Source organism: Streptomyces sp. NPDC005435, from assembly GCF_040703155.1.
Lineage (GTDB): Bacteria > Actinomycetota > Actinomycetes > Streptomycetales > Streptomycetaceae > Streptomyces.
Genome location: NZ_JBEXEQ010000013.1, coordinates 33,942 through 50,333 on the forward strand (window position 1 = coordinate 33,942; position 16,392 = coordinate 50,333).

Genomic DNA, 16,392 nt, shown 5'->3' on the forward strand with positions numbered 1-16,392 from the left:
GCTAAACAGGGCCGGGCGCACGGCCGGCCGGAACCGTGCGGGCAGGACCGTCAGAACAGGGGTTCCGGCAGCACGCCCTCCAGCGCGAGCAGCTGACGCTTGGTCTCCAGACCGCCCCCGAAACCGCCGATCCCGCCGTCGCTCTCCACGACCCGGTGGCACGGCACGACCACGGGCAGCGGGTTGGCGCCCATCGCCGCGCCCACCGCCTGCGCGCCGCCCGGCTGGCCGACCCGGCCGGCGAGGTCGCCGTAGCCCACCACCGTGCCGTAGGGGACACCGGAGGCCAGCTCGCGCAGTACCTCCCGGTTGAAGCCGGAGATCAGCGACCAGTCCAGGGGCAGGTCGAAGTCGCGGCGCCCACCCGCGAGATACGCCTCGACCTGACGTATCGCCTCCACCAGCAGCGGGGCGTCCGGGGCCTCGACGGGCTCGGCGCCCAGCCGGGCCGTCAGGCGCTCACGGACGCGCTCGCACGTGGCGTCCGTGGCGTGGAAGACGACGTTGACCAGTCCCTCGCGGGTCGCCGCCAGCATCAGCGGGCCGATGCCGGTGTCCACGACGGTCCACACGACCCGCTGCTCGTCCTGCCCATGGCTGTCCATGCGCCCACCGTACGACCCGGCACTGACAACGCCCCTCGCGGCTCAGTCCGCGCCCAGCGCCGCCCGCACCACGTCGGGCTTGTTGGTGATGACGCCGTTGACGCCGTAGCCCCTGACCTTGCGGGCCGTCGCCGCGTCGTTGACCGTCCACGCGAAGACCCGCAGCGGCTTGCCGTGCGCTCCGGTGAAGGCGTGCACGGTGGAGACGTAGCTGGTGGAGATGGTGTCGTGGGAGGGGTTGATCAGGTCCACGTAGCGGGCGTACGCGGTCAGCCTGGTCACCGCGGGGCGGCCCAGCAGCGCGGTGGTGACGGCGGGCTTGAGCTGGTGCACCTTGCGCACGCTGGGCGCGCTGAAACTCTGCACGATCAGCCGCTTGAGATGGGCGCGGTCCAGCCACCCCTCGTTGCCCAGGGTCTTCAGGATCTGCTGCTCGATGCCGGGGTACAGCTCGGGGTTCTTGACCTCCAGGAGCAGCTTCTCGTGGTTGTGCTCGACGCGGCGCATGTACTGCTCAAGCGTCGGCACGCGTGTGCCCGCGTACTTGGGGGAGTACCAGCTGCCCGCGTCCAGGCGGGCGATCTCGGCGGCGGTGAAGTCCTTCACCTTCCAGGGCGCGCGGCGCGGGAAGACCTTCTCGACGTCGGTGGTGCGCGCCAGGCTGTCGTCGTGGATGACGACAAGGCGGCCGTCCTTGGTGCGCTGCACGTCGTTCTCGACCCAGGTGAAGCCGAGCTTCGCGGCCTTGTCGATGGAGGCCAGGGTGTTCTCGGGAGCGTACGCGGAGGCGCCCCGGTGGGCGATCACCGTGGGCTGGGTCACGGCCCGGGCCGGCCGCGCGTCGGAGGCGGGGGCCAGCAGGACAGCCGTTCCCAGGGCCGCGGTGGCCACGGCGGCGACTGCGTGCGCGTGCATGGATACTCCTCACGTCCAGCGAACACCGACAGCACCAGAGTGACAGCAGAGCGTCAACGGCACGCGGGCGCGGGACGCCCACGGGATGAACGGTGTGGTCCAAGCGCGCACACCTCTGGCGCACATGTGGGAGGAGGCCGTGATTCTTTGCCGGATAATCATTCGACCATTCCGGTGGCGGTCATACTCTCTGCGTCAACCCCGACCGCCTGCCGCGGTCCTGGGCCAGGGGAGTGTTCCGGGGATTCCGGTTACACGTTTGGGCGGAAGGGCAGCCGCGGATGCAGGGCACGGTCGACGGCTTCGACTACGGGGTGGCCACCCCTCTTGCGGGCTATCTGATGGCGTGCCTCGGCGGCGCCCTCGGACTGCGCTGTGTGGCACGGTCCCTGCTGGTCACACGCGTGTGGCGGCCCGCGTGGCTGGCGCTCGGCTCGGTCGCGATCGGCTCCGGCATCTGGACCATGCACTTCATCGCCATGATGGGCTTCTCCATCGGCGGGACGCCGCTCCGCTTCGACGGCCCGATGACCTACGCGAGCCTCGGACTCGCCATCGTCATGGTCGGCATCGGGATCTTCATCGTCGGTTACCGGGGCACCGACCGCACCTCGCTCGTCACCGGCGGCACGATCACCGGTCTGGGTGTCGCCTCAATGCACTACCTCGGCATGGCGGCGGTCCGCTTCGGCGGGCACTTCACCTACAACACGCTCACCGTGGCCGCCTCGGTCGTCATCGCCGTCGCGGCCGCGACCACCGCCCTGTGGTCCGCCGGACGCGTCCGGGGCTTCGCGGGCACCGCCGGCGCCGGTCTCGTCCTGGGCCTCGCCGTCACCGGCATGCACTACACCGGCATGGCCGCCCTCGGCGTCCACCTGCACCACACCGCGCACACCGCGCCCTCCGGCGCGCCCGCGGAGGCGGTCATACCGATCCTCCTCGGACCGCTCGCCCTGCTGCTCCTCGCCGGCGTCGTCGTCGTGTTCGACCCGCTCATGGTCAAGGGCGCCCCGGCCCGCCCTGCCGCCGAGTCCAAACCCGGTGTCCCGGCCGCCACCATCACCTCCCATCAGCACCTTCGTCCTTCGTACCGGCCCGGCCGCCAGCCCGTCGGCCACGCCGGGGCACAGGGCTCCCGGGCCCCGCACGGCCACTGACCCGGCCCGTTGTCAGTGGGGGGTCGTACGGTGGATGACATGCGGCCCGTTTCCCAGATCGAACGCACGGTGGCGCCCTTCGAGGTCGTCAGTCCCTTCCAGCCCAGCGGCGACCAGCCGGCGGCCATCGCCGACCTGGCCAAGCGCATCGAGGCCGGGGAGAAGGACGTCGTCCTGCTCGGCGCGACCGGCACCGGCAAGTCCGCCACCACGGCGTGGATGATCGAGAAGCTCCAGCGCCCCACCCTGGTGATGGCGCCGAACAAGACGCTGGCCGCCCAGCTGGCCAACGAGTTCCGCGAGCTCCTGCCGAACAACGCGGTCGAATACTTCGTCTCGTACTACGACTACTACCAGCCCGAGGCGTACGTCCCGCAGTCGGACACCTACATCGAGAAGGACTCCTCGATCAACGAGGAGGTCGAGCGCCTGCGCCACTCGGCGACCAACTCCCTGCTCACCCGCCGTGACGTGGTCGTGGTCGCCTCCGTGTCCTGCATCTACGGCCTGGGCACCCCCCAGGAGTACGTGGACCGCATGGTCCCGCTGCGCGTGGGCGACGAGATCGACCGGGACGAGCTGCTGCGCCGCTTCGTCGACATCCAGTACACGCGCAACGACATGGCCTTCACCCGCGGCACCTTCCGCGTGCGCGGCGACACCATCGAGATCTTCCCGGTGTACGAGGAGCTGGCCGTCCGCATCGAGATGTTCGGCGACGAGATCGAGGCGCTGTCCACGCTCCACCCCGTCACCGGCGAGATCATCACCGACGACCAGCAGCTCTACGTCTTCCCGGCCTCGCACTACATCGCCGGCCCGGAGCGCCTGGAGCGGGCGGTCAACGACATCGAGAAGGAGCTCGTCGAGCGCCTGTCGGAGCTGGAGAAGCAGGGCAAGCTCCTGGAGGCCCAGCGGCTGCGGATGCGCACCACCTACGACATCGAGATGCTCCGCCAGATCGGCAGCTGCTCCGGCGTGGAGAACTACTCGATGCACTTCGACGGCCGGCTCCCCGGCTCCGCGCCCAACACCCTGCTGGACTACTTCCCGGACGACTTCCTCCTCGTCATCGACGAGTCCCACGTCACGGTCCCGCAGATCGGCGCCATGTACGAGGGCGACGCCTCCCGCAAGCGCACCCTGGTCGACCACGGCTTCCGGCTGCCCTCCGCGCTGGACAACCGCCCGCTGAAGTGGGAGGAGTTCCAGAAGCGCGTCGGGCAGACCGTCTACCTGTCCGCGACCCCGGGCGCCTACGAGCTCTCGCGCGGCGACGGCGTCGTGGAGCAGATCATCCGCCCGACCGGACTGGTGGACCCCGAGGTCGTGGTCAAGCCCACCGAGGGCCAGATCGACGACCTGGTGCACGAGATCCGCGAGCGCACGGAGAAGGACGAACGCGTCCTGGTCACCACCCTCACCAAGAAGATGGCCGAGGACCTCACCGACTACTTCCTGGAGCTCGGCATCCAGGTGCGCTACCTGCACAGCGACGTGGACACCCTGCGCCGCGTGGAGCTGCTGCGCGAGCTGCGCGCCGGCGAGTTCGACGTCCTGATCGGCATCAACCTCCTGCGCGAGGGCCTGGACCTGCCCGAGGTGTCCCTCGTGGCCATCCTCGACGCCGACAAGGAGGGCTTCCTGCGCTCGGGAACCTCGCTGATCCAGACCATCGGCCGCGCGGCGCGCAACGTCTCCGGCCAGGTCCACATGTACGCCGACAAGATCACCCCGGCGATGGCGAAGGCCATCGACGAGACCAACCGGCGCCGCGAGAAGCAGGTCGCCTACAACAAGGCCAACGGCATCGACCCGCAGCCGCTGCGCAAGAAGATCAACGACATCGTCGCCCGGATCGCCCGCGAAGAGGTGGACACCGAGCAGCTGCTCGGCTCGGGCTACCGCAAGCAGAAGGACGGCAAGGGGGCCAAGGCGCCCGTGCCGTCGCTCGGCGACAAGGCGGCGAAGAACGCCAAGGTGGCCGCCGACGCCAAGACCTCGAAGGCCACGAAGTCCGCGCGGGGCAAGGCCGCCGCGCCGACCGACCGTCCGGCGGCCGAACTCGCCGAGCAGATCGAGGAGATGACCGAGCGGATGCGCGCCGCGGCCGCGGAGCTGAAGTTCGAGATCGCCGCCCGGCTGCGCGACGAGGTCTCCGAGATGAAGAAGGAGCTGCGCCAGATGCGGGAGGCGGGCCTCGCCTGACCCTCTGGCCCCGTCGGACCCCGCCCGCACGCGGTGTGTTGCAACACCGACACAAAGCACGGGGCGGGGTTCGGCATGCTCGGCGGCCCTGCGTAGGGTTCCTGACAACCGCGTGACACGCGGCAACAGGGGAAGCACCGAGAGGGGAATCAGCCGTGACCGTCAACTTGTCCAAGGGCCAGGCCATCAGTCTGGAGAAGCAGGACGGGGGCAGCCTGACCGCGGTCCGCATGGGGCTCGGCTGGCAGGCGGCGAAGCGGCGCGGCCTGTTCGGCTCGCGCACCCGCGAGATCGACCTGGACGCCTCGGCGGTCCTCTTCGCCGAGAAGCAGCCGGTCGACGTCGTCTTCTTCCGCCACCTGGTGAGCGACGACGGCTCCGTCCGGCACACCGGGGACAACCTGGTCGGCGGCGTCGGCCACGGCGGGGACGACGAGTCCGTCCTTGTGGACCTCCAGCGCGTCCCGGCCCACGTCGACCAGATCGTGTTCACGGTGAACTCGTTCTCGGGCCAGACCTTCCAGGAAGTGGAGAACGCGTTCTGCCGCCTGGTCGACGAGACCAACGGCCAGGAGCTGGCCCGCTACACCCTGGCGGGCGGCGGCGAGTACACCGCCCAGATCATGGCCAAGGTCCACCGCGCGGGCCAGGGCTGGAAGCTGACCGCGCTCGGCGAGCCGGCGCGTGGCCGCACCTTCCAGGACCTGATGCCGGCGATCCTGCCGCATCTGTAGGAAGAAGGATGATCAAGCAACAGTAAAGAGGCTCTGACCTGCGAGTTTGGTCTTTACTTTACTTTTCTCTTTACTGTTCCTTGGGTATTGGGGTACTGTCTTCCGTACGGAGGGGAGTACTCCTCATCGCGGCGCGCCCGTCAGTACGGACCCTGTGCGGTCCCGGGGCGCCGGCCCGGATTCCGGGTGGAAGAGACCTCCGGCAGCAGCGACAAGCTGATGTGTTTGCCGTTATCCCATGCCGGAGGTGCAGTGGAAGTCTCGTTGGCCCTTTGGGTCCTCACCGTCGCGGGCCTCGCCGCGCTGATCGCCGTCGATTTCTTCATCGGCCGCAAGCCGCACGAGGTCTCCATCAAGGAAGCGGGCATCTGGACGGCCGTCTGGATCGCCCTGGCCGGACTCTTCGGCCTCGGTCTGTTCGTCTTCGGCGGCGGACGTCCGGCCGGAGAGTTCTTCGCCGGCTTCATCACCGAGAAGTCGCTGAGCGTCGACAACCTCTTCGTCTTCGTCCTGATCATGGCGAAGTTCGCCGTCCCCGCGCGGTACCAGCAGCGCGTGCTGCTCGTCGGCGTGCTCATAGCCCTGGTCCTGCGGGCGGTCTTCATCGCCGCCGGAGCCGCGATCATCGCCAGCTTCTCCTGGGTGTTCTTCATCTTCGGCGCCTTCCTGATCTGGACCGCCTGGAAGCTCGTCCAGGACGCCCGGTCCGACCAGCACGACGAGGAGTACGAGGAGAACAAGCTCCTGAAGGCGGCCGAGCGCAGGTTCGGCGTGGCCGACCGGTACCACGGCACCAAGCTGTGGATCCAGCAGAACGGCAAGCGGGTCATGACCCCGATGCTGGTCGTGATGCTGGCCATCGGCACCACCGACGTGCTCTTCGCGCTGGACTCGATTCCCGCGATCTTCGGCCTCACCCAGGACCCGTACATCGTCTTCACCGCCAACGCGTTCGCCCTGATGGGCCTGCGGCAGCTGTACTTCCTCATAGGCGGCCTGCTGAGCAAGCTGGTGCACCTGTCCTACGGCCTGTCGATCATCCTGGGCTTCATCGGCGTCAAGCTGGTGCTGCACGCGCTGCACGAGTCCGGGGTCCATGTCCCCGAGATCAGCATCCCGGTCTCCCTGGGCGTGATCTGCGGCGTCCTGATCGTCACCACGGTCACCAGCCTGCTGGCGACCCGGAAGCAGGCGGCCCTGGAAGCGGCCGAGGGCAAGGGCGGCAAGGACCAGGCGAAGGCCGACGTGGACGCCTGACGTCCGGAGCGGCCTCCGGAGCGCTGCGTGGCAGAGACGGAATGCGAAGTGTGTACGCCTCTGCCACCATCGCTGCATGATCACTCGGCTCAGGTCGCTCGCCGCACGGTGGACGCTCCTCGTGCCGGTGCTCGCGGTCGTCCTGCTGGCCCTCACCTGGGGGCGCGAGCTGCCCACCGGGTTCGTCGCGCTGATCGCCCTGGTGCTCGCCGGGTCCGTTCTCGCGGCCGTGCACCACGCGGAGGTCGTCGCCCACCGGGTCGGCGAACCCTTCGGCTCCCTGGTACTGGCCGTCGCCGTGACGATCATCGAGGTGGCCCTGATCGTCACCCTGATGATCGACGGGGGAGCGAAGGGCGCCACCCTGGCACGGGACACCGTGTTCGCCGCCGTGATGATCACCTGCAACGGCATCCTCGGGCTCTGTCTCCTGATCGCCTCGCTGCACCACGGCACGGCGGTGTTCAACCCCGAGGGCACCGGAGCGGCCCTCGCGACGGTGGCGACCCTGGCCACGCTCAGCCTTGTCCTGCCGACGTTCACCACCAGCAAGCCCGGCCCGGAGTTCTCCAGCGTCCAGCTGTCGTTCGCCGCGCTGTCCTCGCTCGTCCTCTACGGCCTGTTCGTGGCCACCCAGACCGTGCGGCACCGCGACTACTTCCTGCCGGTCACCCGGGCGGGCGAGACCATCGTCGGCGACCGGCACGCGGAGCCCCCGACCGCCCGCCGCGCCTGGATCAGCCTCGGGCTGCTCGGCCTCGCGCTGGTGGGGGTGGTCGGCCTGGCGAAAGGAGTGTCACCCACCATCGAGTCAGCGGTGGAGCGCGCGGGCCTGCACCATGCGGTCGTCGGCGTGATCATCGCCCTGCTCGTGCTGCTGCCCGAGACGATCGCCGCCCTGCGCGCCGCTCGCCGCGACCGTGTCCAGACCAGCCTCAACCTGGCGCTCGGCTCCGCCATGGCCAGCATCGGCCTGACCATCCCCGCCGTGGCCCTCGCCTCCTTCTGGCTGACCGGACCGCTCGTGCTGGGCCTCGGCTCCACACACATGCTGCTGCTCGCGCTGACCGTGATCGTGGGCACCCTGACGGTCGTACCGGGCCGCGCGACCCCGCTCCAGGGCGGTGTCCACCTGGTCGTGTTCGCGGCCTACCTGGAGCTGGCGATCAACCCGTAGCCGCCCGGCACTCGTCTGGTGCCGCCGTGATAGACCGGGTCCGACGAGCGGTCGTGGACGTACCGCATCCCTGACGGACCGGAGGAACCGTGCCCCGCACCCTGGCCAGCGCCCCGATCATGATCCTCAACGGGCCCAATCTGAACCTCCTCGGCCAGCGGCAGCCCGAGATCTACGGCAAGGACACGCTCGCCGACGTGGAGGCGATGTGCGTCGCGGCGGCGGCCGGGTACGGCGGCACGGTGGACTTCCGGCAGTCCAACCACGAGGGCGAACTGGTGGACTGGATCCACGAGGCGCGGCTCGGTCACGCCGGGATCGTCATCAACCCCGGCGCCTACTCCCACACCTCGGTCGCGATCCTGGACGCGCTCAACACCTGCGACGGGATGCCCGTCGTCGAGGTGCACATCTCCAACATCCACCAGCGCGAGTCGTTCCGGCATCACTCGTACGTCTCGCTCCGCGCCGACGGCGTGATCGCGGGCTGCGGAGTGCAGGGGTACGTCTTCGGGGTCGAGCGGGTGGCCACGCTGGCCGGGGCGGCGCGGGCCGACGCCTGAGCGAGTGCGCCCGCCCTCCGGCTCACCAGCCGCGCGCGTGCCACTCCGGCAGGTGCGGGCGCTCGGCGCCCAGGGTGGTGTCGTCGCCGTGGCCGGGGTAGACCCAGGTCTCGTCGGGCAGCACGTCGAAGATCTTCGTCTCCACGTCGTGGATGAGGCTCGCGAACGCCTCGGGGTCCTTGTGCGTGTTGCCGACGCCGCCCGGGAAGAGGCAGTCGCCGGTGAAGACGTGCGGGTGGCCGTGCGGGTCGTCGTAGACCAGGGCGATGGAGCCCGGGGTGTGGCCGACGAGGTGGCGGGCGGTGAGGTCCACCTGTCCCACGCGGATGACGTCGCCGTCGTCCACGAGCACGTCCGTGGTGACCGGGATGCCGGGGGCGTCCTCACGGCCGGCATGGGTGCGCGCACCCGTGGCCGCGACGACGTCGGCGAGCGCCTGCCAGTGGTCGCCGTGCCGGTGCGTGGTGACGACGGACGCGATGCCGTCCTCGCCGATCATGCCGAGGAGCGAGGGCGCGTCGGCGGCCGCGTCGATCAGCAGTTGCTCGTCGGTGGCCCGGCAGCGCAGCAGATAGGCGTTGTTGTTCATCGGGCCGACCGCGATTTTGGTGATCATCAGGTCTTTGAGCTCGTGCACGTCGGCCGGTCCGCCGACCTTGACCTCGCCGCTGTACGTCATGGTGATCAGCCTATAGCGGGGGAGCGTTCGGCGGGCCGCCGATGAACGGGAGCCCGGTACTCAGAGCGGGGGCAGGCCGGGCAGGGCGCCGCCTCGTACCGTAAGTGCCGAGCCGTCGCGGCGCCCGGCGAGCCAGCCGAGCAGTTCGGCGGCGGGTCCCTCGACGGTGACCGGACCGCCCGCGGCACCGCCGCCGGTCATCCACGTGTGTCCCGCCTCGGAGACCAGCACCGTCGCGGGGACGTCCGGGTGCTTCGCGAACCGCTCCGTGAGGAAGTCGGTCTCCCGCTCGGTGAACTCCGCCGGGAGGTCCTCCAGCTCGTAGCCGGTCCCGAGGTCCACGTGGTGCAGCTCGACCTCGGCCCATCGCCGGAACGGCACGCGGGCCGCGGTGTCGGTGACGCCGTTGCGCAGCTCCACGGTGCGGCTCCGGTCCGCCGGTGCCTCCGCCGTGCGCCGGAACCGTTCCGCGCTCTCCCGCACGTCGTCGAGCTGGACGGCGGGCGGGCGCGGGGCGTCGCGCTCGATGTCGGCGTCGCGGGTCGCGGCGTCGGCGTACATGGGCCGGCCTTCGAGGACGTTCACGAGAGCGTCGGCGTTGCGGGCGAGATGCGCGAGGACGTGTCCCCGGCTCCAGCCCGGAAGCCGTGACGGCTCGGCCAGTGACGCGTTGTCCAGTCCGGCGGCAGCGCTCAGGAGCCGTTCCGTCGCCGCACGCACACATGCCAGGTCATGAGCATCGTCGATCATGTGCCGCACCCTAGCCCCGCCACTCCTTCGGGTGAAGGTGGCGAACCTGGCCCGGTAATCGAAAGCACGTGCTATATCGTCGTGAGTGACACCGGGCATGTTCAAGCCCCCGCGATTGTTATGCGAGCGGGAATCCGACCGGCGTTGTCAGTGGCTCCCCCTAGCCTGGAAGAGCACGGGGGCCCCGCCCCTGTCACTTCTCTCAAGAAAGGTGCGGACCGGCGTGGCCGACCGTCTCATCGTCCGTGGCGCGCGCGAGCACAACCTCAAGAATGTCTCGCTCGACCTGCCGCGTGACGCGCTCATCGTCTTCACGGGCCTGTCCGGTTCGGGCAAGTCCTCCCTGGCCTTCGACACGATCTTCGCCGAGGGCCAGCGTCGCTACGTGGAGTCGCTCTCCTCGTACGCCCGGCAGTTCCTCGGCCAGATGGACAAGCCCGACGTCGACTTCATCGAGGGCCTCTCCCCGGCCGTCTCCATCGACCAGAAGTCGACCTCCCGCAACCCCCGCTCCACGGTCGGCACCATCACCGAGGTCTACGACTACCTCCGCCTGCTCTTCGCGCGCGTGGGCAAGCCGCACTGCCCCGAGTGCGGCCGCCCCATCGCGCGCCAGTCGCCGCAGGCCATCGTGGACAAGGTCCTGGAGCTGCCCGAGGGCAGCCGCTTCCAGGTCCTGTCCCCGCTGGTGCGCGAGCGCAAGGGCGAGTTCGTGGACCTCTTCGCCGAGCTCCAGACCAAGGGCTACTCCCGCGCGCGGGTGGACGGCGAGACCATCCAGCTCTCCGAGCCGCCGACCCTGAAGAAGCAGGAGAAGCACACCATCGAGGTGGTCGTCGACCGCCTCACGGTGAAGGACTCCGCCAAGCGCCGGCTCACCGACTCCGTGGAGACCGCCCTCGGCCTCTCCGGCGGCATGGTCGTGCTCGACTTCGTCGACCTCCCCGAGGACGACCCCGAGCGCGAGCGCATGTACTCGGAGCACCTGTACTGCGCGTACGACGACCTCTCCTTCGAGGAGCTGGAGCCCCGCTCCTTCTCCTTCAACTCGCCCTTCGGCGCGTGCCCGGAGTGCACCGGCATCGGCACCCGCATGGAGGTCGACCCGGAGCTGATCGTCCCGGACGAGGAGAAGTCCCTCGACGAGGGCGCGATCCACCCCTGGTCGCACGGCCACACCAAGGACTACTTCGGCCGTCTGGTCGGCGCCCTCGCGGACGCGCTGGGCTTCCGCACCGACATCCCGTTCGCCGGGCTGCCGCAGCGGGCGAAGAAGGCCCTGCTGTACGGCCACAAGACCCAGATCGAGGTGCGCTACCGCAACCGGTACGGCCGCGAGCGCCGCTACACCACGCCCTTCGAGGGCGCGGTGCCCTTCGTCAAGCGGCGGCACAGCGAGGCCGAGAGCGACTCCAGCCGCGAGCGCTTCGAGGGCTACATGCGCGAGGTGCCCTGCCCCTCCTGTGAGGGCACGCGCCTGAAGCCGATCGTCCTCGCGGTCACGATCATGGGGAAGTCGATCGCCGAGGTGTCCGGCATGTCGATCAGCGACTGCGCGGACTTCCTGGGCGAGCTGAAGCTGAACGCCCGCGACAAGAAGATCGCGGAGCGGGTGCTGAAGGAGGTCAACGAGCGGCTGCGGTTCCTGGTCGACGTCGGCCTGGACTACCTCTCCCTCAACCGCGCGGCCGGCACCCTCTCCGGCGGCGAGGCCCAGCGCATCCGCCTGGCCACCCAGATCGGCTCCGGCCTGGTCGGCGTGCTCTACGTCCTGGACGAGCCGTCCATCGGTCTGCACCAGCGGGACAACCACCGGCTGATCGAGACCCTGGTCCGACTGCGCGACATGGGCAACACGCTCATCGTGGTCGAGCACGACGAGGACACCATCAAGGTCGCCGACTGGATCGTGGACATCGGCCCCGGCGCCGGTGAGCACGGCGGCAAGGTCGTGCACAGCGGTGACCTCAAGGAGCTGCTGGCCAACACCGAGTCGCAGACCGGGCAGTACCTCTCGGGCCGCAAGGCCATCCCGGTCCCGGACGTGCGCCGCCCGATCGACCCGGGCCGGCAGCTCGTCGTGCGCGGTGCCCGTGAGAACAACCTGCGGGACATCGACGTGTCCTTCCCGCTGGGCGTGTTCACGGCCGTCACGGGCGTGTCCGGCTCCGGCAAGTCCACGCTGGTCAACGACATCCTCTACACCCACCTGGCCCGCGAGCTGAACGGCGCGCGCAACGTCCCCGGACGGCACACGCGCGTGGACGGCGACGACCTGGTGGACAAGGTCGTGCACGTCGACCAGTCGCCCATCGGCCGCACCCCCCGGTCCAACCCGGCGACCTACACCGGCGTCTTCGACCACGTCCGCAGGCTCTTCGCGGAGACGACCGAGGCGAAGGTCCGGGGCTACATGCCCGGGCGTTTCTCCTTCAACGTCAAGGGCGGCCGCTGCGAGAACTGCGCGGGCGACGGCACGATCAAGATCGAGATGAACTTCCTCCCGGACGTGTACGTCCCGTGCGAGGTCTGCCACGGCGCCCGGTACAACCGGGAGACGCTGGAGGTCCACTACAAGGGCAAGTCCATCGCCGACGTGCTGAACATGCCGATCGAGGAGGCGACCGAGTTCTTCGAGGCCGTCCCCGCGATCTCCCGGCATCTGCGGACCCTGAAGGACGTCGGCCTCGGCTACGTCCGGCTGGGCCAGTCCGCCACCACCCTGTCCGGCGGTGAGGCGCAGCGCGTCAAGCTCGCCAGCGAGCTCCAGAAGCGCTCCACCGGCCGCACGGTCTACGTCCTGGACGAGCCGACCACCGGCCTGCACTTCGAGGACATCAGCAAGCTGCTGAAGGTGCTCTCCGGCCTGGTGGACAAGGGCAACTCGGTCATCGTCATCGAGCACAACCTCGATGTCATCAAGACCGCCGACTGGCTCATCGACATGGGTCCGGAGGGTGGTGCCGGCGGCGGCATCGTGGTCGCCGAGGGCACGCCCGAGGAGGTCGCGGCGGTTCCGGCCAGCCACACCGGCAAGTTCCTGCGCGAGGTCCTGGGCGCCGACCGGATCAGCGACGCGGAGCCGGTCAAGGCGCGCGCCACGACGGCCCGCAAGACGGCCAAGACCTCGGCCGCGAAGAAGGCCACGGCCACCAAGACGGCGACGGCCAAGGTCAACAGCACCGCCACCAAGAAGGCCGCCGCGGCCAAGAAGACCACGGCGACGAAGAAGACGGCGGCCGCGAAGAAGACGACGACGCGGGCCCGCAAGGCCTGACAGCCCTCGGGCTGACGACTCGTCGTCAAGCGGTGCCCTCGGGGAACTCCCCTGAGGGCACCGCTCGTTCCACCGTCAGACGCCCGGGCCGCACGGCCCGGACCCGATCACCACTCGCCCAGCTCCGCCGCGTACGGCGGTTCCGCGCCCGCCCGGGAGCAGGTGAGCGCGGCGGCGCGCGCGGCGAAGCGCAGCAGCCGGTGCCAGCCGTCGGCGCCGAGACCGGCCAGTGCCCGCGCGGACAGCGCGTCCTGGGCCGAAAGACCGTGCAGCAGGGCGGCGTTCACCGTGTCGCCGGCGCCGATGGCGTCCACGACGTCGGCCTTCTCACCGGGCACGGAGTACTCCGCGCCGTCCCGCGTGAAGACGGTGAGGCCGTCGCCGCCCCGGGTGAGCACGACGGCCGACGGACCGGCGGCCAGCCACTTGGCCGGGCTGCCGCCGAGCCACGCGGCGTCCTCCTCGGACAGTTTCAGCAGCGTCACCGAGGGCAGCCAGCCACGGAAGCGGGCCCGATAGGCGTCCGCGTCCGGGATCAGCCCCGCACGGATGTTGGGGTCGAGCGCGGTGAACAGCCCCTGGGCGGCGGAGGTCCGCATCAGTTCCGTGTAGGCGCTCGCGCCCGGCTCCAGGACGAGCGAGCAGGTGCCGAAGGACACCGCGCGCGTACCGGCGGGGAGTTCGGACGGGGCGGTGAAGAGGCGGTCGGCGGTGCCCTCCACGTAGAAGGAGTAGGCGGCCGAGCCGGCGGAGTCGATCGTGGCGACGGCGAGGGTGGTGGGCTCCGGGCCGCGCTGCACCCCGGAGACGTCCACGCCCGCCTGCCGCAGCCCGTCGAGCAGGGCCTCCCCGAAGGCGTCGTGCGAGGCGCGGGAGGCGAAGGCGGTGGCGGAGCCCAGGCGGCCGAGGGCCACGGCCGTGTTGTACGGGCCGCCGCCGAGCGCGGGCTTGAGGCCGGCCAGGGCGCCGGGGCCCTGCGGTACCAGGTCGATCAGTGCCTCACCGGCGACGACGATCACGAGGTGGTTCCCTTCTCGGACTGCGCGGATGGTTCTGTGTTCTGCCCGGCGGGGTGCGCGTCGTTCCCCCCGGCCGGGCGCGCGCCGGCGCCCTCGGCCCCGCCGCGCGTCTCCTCCGGGCATCCGCAGGAGGTGCGGTGGACGAAGGCGCAGGGCAGCCGGACGGTGGTGGTCGGCCGGTCGGGCGCGGCCAGGCGGTCGAGCAGTACCCGTACGGCACGGGCGCCCATCTCGCGGCTGGGCTGGGCGATGGCGGTGAGCCGGGGCGAGAAGAGGTCGGCCCAGGCGAAGTCGTCGAAGGAGCACAGGGCGATGTCGCCCGGCACGCTCAGTCCCCGCTCGCGCAAGGCGCGCAGGGTGCCGATGGTCATCGCGTTGTTGGCGGTGACGAGGGCCGTGGGCGCGTCGGGTCGGGAGAGCAGGTCGGCCGTCGCGCGCTCGGCGGCGGCCGACTCGGAGCTGCCGGACACGACCAGGTCCGCGTCGTAGGGGAGCCCGGCGGCGGCCAGGCCCCGGCGGTAGCCGGTGATCCGCTCGCTGGTGGTGCTGAGGCCGGCCAGGCCGGCGATCAGGCCGATGCGACGGTGGCCGAGGCCGGCGAGGTGGGTGACCAGCCGGGCCATCGGTTCGCTGTTCTCGGCGCAGACCTGATCGAAACCGCCCGCTTGCGACGCGAGTTGATCGCTCAGGCCGGATCCGGCTCCCTCGGCCGCCCGGCCCTCGCCCTCGCCGTCACCGTCTCCGTCGCCCTCGTCGTCCCGCGTGATCACACGGTCCAGGAACACCGTCGGTACGGCCTGGCGTCGGAGGTAGCCGACCAGCTCGTCCGGCCGGGCCGAGGGGGCGACGATCATGCCGTCCACCCGGCGCTCGTGCAGGAGTTGTACGACCTTCAGCTCGTGTTCGGGGTCGTCGTGCGGGTCGGCGATGAGGAGGCTGTAGCCCTCGGCGAGGGCGGCGGCCTCGACGCCCTGGAGGATCTCGGTGAAGTACGGATTGCTGATCGCGGACACCGCGAGCCCGATGGAGCGGGTGCGGGAGGTCACCAGGGAGCGTGCGAGGGTGTTCGGGGTGTAGCCGAGGGCGTCCACCGCGTCCAGGACGGCCTGGCGGGTGTGGGGCAGGACCGGGCGCGTGTCGTTGAGTACGTGGGACACGGTCGCCACGGAGACTCCGGCGCGCCGGGCGACGTCGGCCATGGTGGGCATCGCGGTTCCCTCCCCGGGGTGTCCGCCGGGGGCACGGGTGAGCCCTCCTGGCTGAGGACGGACCGTCGGTGGTCCGTACCCGTGGCGAACCCCGGCCTGTCGCGCCGAGAGCTCTCCGGGCGGGAAGGTATCCCATCCACCACCCACCCGTAAACGCTTGCGCAAGCGCTTGCGAGTGGAAGTGACGGTGCGGTGCTCGTGCGGAGGGTGCCGATTCCGCGGTCCGCCGTGGTCGTGCCCCCCGACAGCCCCCGACGGCCCTCGACAGCCCCGGAGTGCGCCGGGGAGCCCCGCCCCCGACCCGTCCGCTCTGCCCGGGTATCGTCGGGCTGCACACCGTCTGACCTGTGGAGAGCCTGATGCCGGCCCAGCCGTCCGCGAGCCGTCGTACCGTCCTTCGAGGGGCCGCCGTGGCCCCGGTCGCCGGGCTCGGCCTGGCCGCCTGCGCGGCGCCGGGCGACTCTCCGGCGCCGACCCCGACCGCGCCCGTCGACCTCGGCGCGGAGAGCGAGGTGGCCAAGAGCGGGGCCAGGCTCTACCGGGACCACAACGTGGTCGTCAGCAGGGGCGCGGACGGCACGCTGAAGGCGTACAGCACGATCTGCACGCACGCGGGCTGCGCGATCAACAAGCTTCAGGGCACGACCCTGATCTGCCCCTGCCACGGCAGCGAGTTCGACGCCGCGAACGGCAAGGTGCTCGCCGCCCCGGCCACGGAGCCGCTGAACGAACTGCCGGTGAAGGTCTCGGCGGGCAGGATCGTCGCGGGCCCCGAGGCCTGACCGCCGCTCCCTGCGGAACCGGCCCGGAACCGGATCAGGCCCCGAACCGGCTCAGGCT

14 protein-coding genes are annotated in these 16,392 nt (G+C 70.6%); 8 read left to right on the plus strand and 6 right to left on the minus strand.

Annotated features, from left to right (window positions below):
• Positions 1 to 50: 50 nt before the first annotated feature.
• Entirely contained in the window at positions 51 to 605 is a 555-nt protein-coding gene (locus tag AB0898_RS18130) for a methylated-DNA--[protein]-cysteine S-methyltransferase (protein ID WP_366803921.1), read from the minus strand.
• Positions 606 to 647: 42 nt separating this feature from the next.
• A complete protein-coding gene (locus AB0898_RS18135) occupies positions 648 to 1,520 on the minus strand; it encodes a glycerophosphodiester phosphodiesterase family protein (protein ID WP_366803922.1) in 873 nt (290 codons plus the stop codon).
• 281 nt (positions 1,521 to 1,801) lie between these two features.
• On the opposite strand from AB0898_RS18135, the gene AB0898_RS18140 reads away from it, so the two are divergent.
• The 6 genes from AB0898_RS18140 to aroQ all read left to right on the plus strand — a co-directional run bounded on the left by AB0898_RS18140 (position 1,802) and on the right by aroQ (position 8,619).
• Positions 1,802 to 2,680 carry an MHYT domain-containing protein gene (locus tag AB0898_RS18140; protein WP_366803923.1) on the plus strand — a complete coding sequence of 293 codons (879 nt, stop codon included), beginning with the start codon at positions 1,802 to 1,804 and terminating at the stop codon, positions 2,678 to 2,680.
• 39 nt (positions 2,681 to 2,719) lie between these two features.
• Entirely contained in the window at positions 2,720 to 4,888 is a 2,169-nt protein-coding gene (uvrB, locus tag AB0898_RS18145; protein WP_366803924.1) for an excinuclease ABC subunit UvrB, read from the plus strand.
• A gap of 155 nt (positions 4,889 to 5,043) precedes the next feature.
• The gene (locus AB0898_RS18150) at positions 5,044 to 5,622 is read left to right on the plus strand and encodes a TerD family protein (protein WP_366803925.1); all 579 of its coding nucleotides are present in this window, start codon (positions 5,044 to 5,046) and stop codon (positions 5,620 to 5,622) included.
• Positions 5,623 to 5,874: 252 nt separating this feature from the next.
• Positions 5,875 to 6,879, plus strand: coding sequence for a TerC family protein (locus AB0898_RS18155; protein ID WP_366803926.1), 1,005 nt, complete (start codon positions 5,875 to 5,877; stop codon positions 6,877 to 6,879).
• 76 nt (positions 6,880 to 6,955) lie between these two features.
• Complete coding sequence (locus AB0898_RS18160) at positions 6,956 to 8,056, plus strand: ionic transporter y4hA (RefSeq protein WP_366803927.1); 1,101 nt, start codon at positions 6,956 to 6,958, stop codon at positions 8,054 to 8,056.
• An 89-nt stretch (positions 8,057 to 8,145) separates the two neighbouring features.
• Positions 8,146 to 8,619 carry a type II 3-dehydroquinate dehydratase gene (aroQ, locus tag AB0898_RS18165; protein ID WP_366803928.1) on the plus strand — a complete coding sequence of 158 codons (474 nt, stop codon included), beginning with the start codon at positions 8,146 to 8,148 and terminating at the stop codon, positions 8,617 to 8,619.
• 22 nt (positions 8,620 to 8,641) lie between these two features.
• Here the strand turns inward: aroQ and AB0898_RS18170 are convergent, their stop codons facing one another.
• Both AB0898_RS18170 and AB0898_RS18175 read right to left on the minus strand, forming a co-directional pair.
• A complete protein-coding gene (locus tag AB0898_RS18170; RefSeq protein WP_366803929.1) occupies positions 8,642 to 9,298 on the minus strand; it encodes an MBL fold metallo-hydrolase in 657 nt (218 codons plus the stop codon).
• A 60-nt stretch (positions 9,299 to 9,358) separates the two neighbouring features.
• The gene (locus tag AB0898_RS18175; RefSeq protein ID WP_366803930.1) at positions 9,359 to 10,048 is read right to left on the minus strand and encodes a maleylpyruvate isomerase family mycothiol-dependent enzyme; all 690 of its coding nucleotides are present in this window, start codon (positions 10,046 to 10,048) and stop codon (positions 9,359 to 9,361) included.
• Positions 10,049 to 10,271: 223 nt separating this feature from the next.
• Here AB0898_RS18175 and uvrA point away from each other — a divergent pair, with 223 nt between their 5' ends.
• Positions 10,272 to 13,325, plus strand: a complete 3,054-nt coding sequence (gene uvrA / locus AB0898_RS18180) for an excinuclease ABC subunit UvrA (protein WP_366803931.1) — start codon at positions 10,272 to 10,274, stop codon at positions 13,323 to 13,325.
• Positions 13,326 to 13,432: 107 nt separating this feature from the next.
• Here the strand turns inward: uvrA and AB0898_RS18185 are convergent, their stop codons facing one another.
• Positions 13,433 to 14,344, minus strand: coding sequence for a carbohydrate kinase (locus AB0898_RS18185; RefSeq protein ID WP_366803932.1), 912 nt, complete (start codon positions 14,342 to 14,344; stop codon positions 13,433 to 13,435).
• Positions 14,341 to 15,552 carry a LacI family DNA-binding transcriptional regulator gene (locus AB0898_RS18190; RefSeq protein WP_366803933.1) on the minus strand — a complete coding sequence of 404 codons (1,212 nt, stop codon included), beginning with the start codon at positions 15,550 to 15,552 and terminating at the stop codon, positions 14,341 to 14,343. Before AB0898_RS18190 ends, AB0898_RS18185 begins: the two co-directional genes overlap by 4 nt.
• 359 nt (positions 15,553 to 15,911) lie before the next feature.
• On the opposite strand from AB0898_RS18190, the gene AB0898_RS18195 reads away from it, so the two are divergent.
• Entirely contained in the window at positions 15,912 to 16,334 is a 423-nt protein-coding gene (locus AB0898_RS18195) for a Rieske (2Fe-2S) protein (protein ID WP_366804085.1), read from the plus strand.
• Positions 16,335 to 16,392 lie beyond the last annotated feature (58 nt).

Excerpts from the sequence above, each read along its gene's own strand:
- AB0898_RS18130 (WP_366803921.1), bottom strand. The coding sequence starts at position 605 with ATGGACAGCCATGGGCAGGACGAGCAGCGGGTCGTGTGGACCGTCGTG.
- AB0898_RS18135 (WP_366803922.1), bottom strand. The coding sequence starts at position 1,520 with ATGCACGCGCACGCAGTCGCCGCCGTGGCCACCGCGGCCCTGGGAACG.
- AB0898_RS18140 (WP_366803923.1), top strand. The coding sequence starts at position 1,802 with ATGCAGGGCACGGTCGACGGCTTCGACTACGGGGTGGCCACCCCTCTT.
- uvrB (WP_366803924.1), top strand. The coding sequence starts at position 2,720 with ATGCGGCCCGTTTCCCAGATCGAACGCACGGTGGCGCCCTTCGAGGTC.
- AB0898_RS18160 (WP_366803927.1), top strand. The coding sequence starts at position 6,956 with ATGATCACTCGGCTCAGGTCGCTCGCCGCACGGTGGACGCTCCTCGTG.
- AB0898_RS18170 (WP_366803929.1), bottom strand. The coding sequence starts at position 9,298 with ATGACGTACAGCGGCGAGGTCAAGGTCGGCGGACCGGCCGACGTGCAC.
- AB0898_RS18175 (WP_366803930.1), bottom strand. The coding sequence starts at position 10,048 with ATGATCGACGATGCTCATGACCTGGCATGTGTGCGTGCGGCGACGGAA.
- AB0898_RS18190 (WP_366803933.1), bottom strand. The coding sequence starts at position 15,552 with ATGCCCACCATGGCCGACGTCGCCCGGCGCGCCGGAGTCTCCGTGGCG.
- AB0898_RS18195 (WP_366804085.1), top strand. The coding sequence starts at position 15,912 with ATGCCGGCCCAGCCGTCCGCGAGCCGTCGTACCGTCCTTCGAGGGGCC.